At 69.7% G+C, this 3509-nt stretch carries 2 protein-coding genes; both read right to left on the minus strand.

What is annotated here, in order from left to right; genetic code table 11:
- Positions 1-125: 125 nt before the first annotated feature.
- Positions 126-2621 (minus strand): sugar phosphate nucleotidyltransferase, encoded by a 2496-nt coding sequence (locus tag ACWEO5_RS38165; RefSeq protein ID WP_452166661.1) that lies wholly within the window; start codon positions 2619-2621, stop codon positions 126-128.
- 125 nt (positions 2622-2746) lie between these two features.
- Positions 2747-3358, minus strand: coding sequence for a CDP-alcohol phosphatidyltransferase family protein (locus ACWEO5_RS38170; RefSeq protein ID WP_344555359.1), 612 nt, complete (start codon positions 3356-3358; stop codon positions 2747-2749).
- Positions 3359-3509: the final 151 nt, after the last annotated feature.

Genomic DNA, 3509 nt, shown 5'->3' on the forward strand with positions numbered 1-3509 from the left:
GCTCCCACCCACAATCTCCCCCTCCCCCCCCCTCTCCCCTCCTCTGCCGGTTTCCGCCCCTGTCCCTTCACACCCGGGGGGGGGGGCGGCCCCCCCGGGCCCGCCCCCACCTCACTTCCCCCGCGCTACCTCCCGGCGCCGTCCACGACCGCGGCCCACTCGTCGAGCAGCTGCTCGGTCGCCTCGTCGTCCGGGCCCTCGGCCCACAGGTGGGTGACGGCCTCCGCCGGGTCCGGCAGGACCAGCGTCCACCGGCCGTCCGGCTCGACCACCCGCACGCCGTCCGTGGTGTCCAGCTTCCGGTTCCCGGCCGCCTCCACCACCGAGCGCATCACCATGCCCTTGGCGGCCCACGGCGTCGCGATGTCCCGCTTCTGGATGTGCGCCTGCGGGATCCGGGCGTCGATCTGGCTCAGCGTCAGCTGCGTCCGCGCCACCAGGCCGACCAGCCGCACGAACGCCGCCGCCCCGTCCAGCACCCCGGAGAACTCGGGCACTACGAAGCCGCCGCGCCCGTCCCCGCCGAAGACCGTGCCGTCCGCCGCCGCGGCCTTCGCCAGGTCGTCCGGCGAGGTCGTCGTCCAGATCACCTGGGTGCCGTGGTACGCCGCCACCTGCTCGGCGATCCGCGTGGTCGTCACCGGCAGCGCCACCTGCCCGGAACGGCGCTCGGCCGCCACCAGGTCCAGCAGCACCAGCAGCGCCCGGTCGTCCTGGATCACCCGGCCGAGCTCGTCCACGAAGGACACCCGCTCGCCCACCGGGTCGAACCGCACGCCGAACGCGGCCTGCGAGGACGCCACCAGCTCGCCCAGCCTGGCCAGCGCCGCCCGCCGCTCGTCCGCGCCCTCGGTCGGCCGCGACTCGTCCAGACCGCCGGCCACCGTCAGCGCCTCCACCCCGAGCCGCCCCAGGATGCTCGGCAGCACCAGCCCGGCACTGCCGTGCGCCGCGTCCACCACGACCTTCAGCCCGGCCTCCCGCACCCCCGAGGTGTCCACCGCCCGCAACAGGTTCGTCGCGTACGAGTCGAACACGCTCGCCGGGTGCAGCAGGTCGCCGATCTCGCCCGGGAACGCCCGCCGGAACTCCTGCCGCGAGTACACCCGGTCCAGCTTCCGCTGCCCGGCCTGCGACAGGTCCGCCCCGCGCTCGTCGAAGAACAGGATGTCCAGCGAGTCCGGCACCCCCGGCGTGGTGCGCAGGAAGATCCCGCCCGCGCTCCCCCGCGCCGTCGCCTGCCGGGCCACCGGCATCGGCACGTTCTCCAGGTCGCGGACGTCGATCGCGCTGGTCTGCAGCGCCGAGATCATCGCCCGCTTCAACGCCCGCGCACCGCGCGAGTGGTCACGCGCGATGGTGACCGTCGCGCCCTTCTTCAACGTGGTCGCGTACGCCCCCGCCAGCCGCACGGCCAGCTCCGGCGTGATCTCCACGTTCAGGATGCCCGACACGCCCCGCACCCCGAACAGGTGCTCCTGGCCGCGGGACTCCCAGATCACCGAGGTGTTGACGAACGCGCCGGCCTCGATCGTCTTGAACGGGTAGACCTTGACGTTGCCCGCGACGATCGACTCCTCGCCGATCAGGCACTCGTCACCGATCACCGCCCCCTCGTCGATCCGCGCGGCCCGCATCACGTCGGTGTTCTTCCCGACCACGCACCCGCGCAGGTTGCTCTGCGGCCCCACGTACACGTTGTCGTGCACCACGGCCTTGTGCAGGAACGCCCCGCGCTTCACGACGACGTTCGACCCCAGCACGGTGTGCTCGCGCAGCTCCACGCCGGCCTCGACCTTGGCGTAGTCGCCGATGTACAGCGGCCCCCGCAGCACCGCCTCCGGGTCCACCTCCGCGCCCTCGGCCACCCACACGCCCGGCGAGATCTCGAACCCGTCCAGCTCGACCTGGACCTTCCCCTCCAGGACGTCCGCCTGGGCCTTCAGGTAGCTCTCGTGTGTGCCCACGTCCTCCCAGTAGCCCTCGGCGACGTAGCCGAACACCGGCTTGCCCTCCTTGAGCAGCTGCGGGAACACGTCGCTCGACCAGTCGACCGACTCCCCGGCCGCCACGTAGTCGAAGACCTCCGGCTCCATCACGTAGATGCCGGTGTTCACGGTGTCCGAGAACACCTGCCCCCAGGTCGGCTTCTCCAGGAAGCGCTCGACCTTCCCCTCGTCGTCCGTGATGGTGATACCGAATTCCAACGGGTTCGGCACCCGGGTCAGGCACACCGTCACCAGTGCGCCCTTCTCCCGGTGAAAGGCGATCAGGTCGGAAAGGTCGAAGTCCGTCAGCGCGTCTCCGGAGATCACCAGAAACGAATCGTCCCGCAGCGCGTCCTCGGCGTTCTTCACGCTGCCCGCCGTGCCCAGCGGTGTTTCCTCGTTGGCATAGGTGAGGTGCATGCCGAGTTCTTCACCGTCACCGAAGTAGTTCTTGACCAGCGAGGCCAAGAACTGCACGGTCACCACGGTGTCGTTGAGGCCGTGCCGCCTCAGCAGCCGTAGCACGTGCTCCATGATCGGCCGATTGGCCACCGGCAGCAGCGGCTTGGGCATACTGGAAGTCATGGGGCGGAGTCGAGTGCCCTCCCCGCCCGCCATCACAACGGCTTTCATTACGGGTGCGTCCTCCTTCGCGGTGGTGAACCCCTGCGGGTCCATCAAACCGGTCCGACGCATCCCTACCCGGAAGAAAACGTCCGACTCACCGTGGAGGGCGTGTAAAACGTCTCATGCTGATCTCAAACGGCAGCCGAACGCTCCGCCTGCAGGATCTGCCGGGCCTGCACCGCATACAGGGCACCGGCCCACCAGTACAGCGTCGTCCCCCACCAGATGAACGCCCAACTCACCACTCCCGCAACCTGGTGCACCCACCCCTCGCCCACCCCCAGCAACAGGAGCGGAAACGCGTACATCAGATTGAACGTGGCCGCCTTCCCCAGGAAACTCACGTTCAGCGGCCCGTAACCCGCCCGGTTGAGCCGCAACAGCACCACCCCGACGAACGCCTCCCGCGCCACCAGCAGCGCCGTCAGCCACCAGGGCAGGATCTCCCGCCAGGTCAACCCCACCAGCGTCGAGACGATGTACAACCGGTCCGCCGCCGGGTCCAACAACTGCCCCAGCCGGCTGATCTGCCCCCACCGCCGGGCCAGCTTCCCGTCCAGGTAGTCACTGACCCCGCTCAGCATCAGGACGACGATCGCCCACCCGTCGTTCTTCGGCCCCCCGAAGACCGGCCACAGCACCAACCACAGGAAGATCGGCACGCCCACCAGCCGAGCCATGCTCAACAGGTTCGGGATCGTGAGGACCCGGTCGGTCTGAACGCGCGTCTCCTGGACCTCCACGGTGCGGAGCCTCCTGTACTAACCACCGACATGTGCGGGACTGACCCTACAACAAGAAAGCCCCCCGACTTCCCGTCGGGGGGCTTTCCCACAATGATTGTTCGGCGGCGTCCTACTCTCCCACAGGGTCCCCCCTGCAGTACCATCGGCG

The sequence above is a fragment of the Kitasatospora sp. NPDC004272 genome (assembly GCF_053603035.1).

What these genes read in the sequence shown, in the direction of transcription:
- ACWEO5_RS38165 (WP_452166661.1), bottom strand. Translation starts at nt 2,621, where the DNA reads ATGAAAGCCGTTGTGATGGCGGGCGGGGAGGGCACTCGACTCCGCCCC.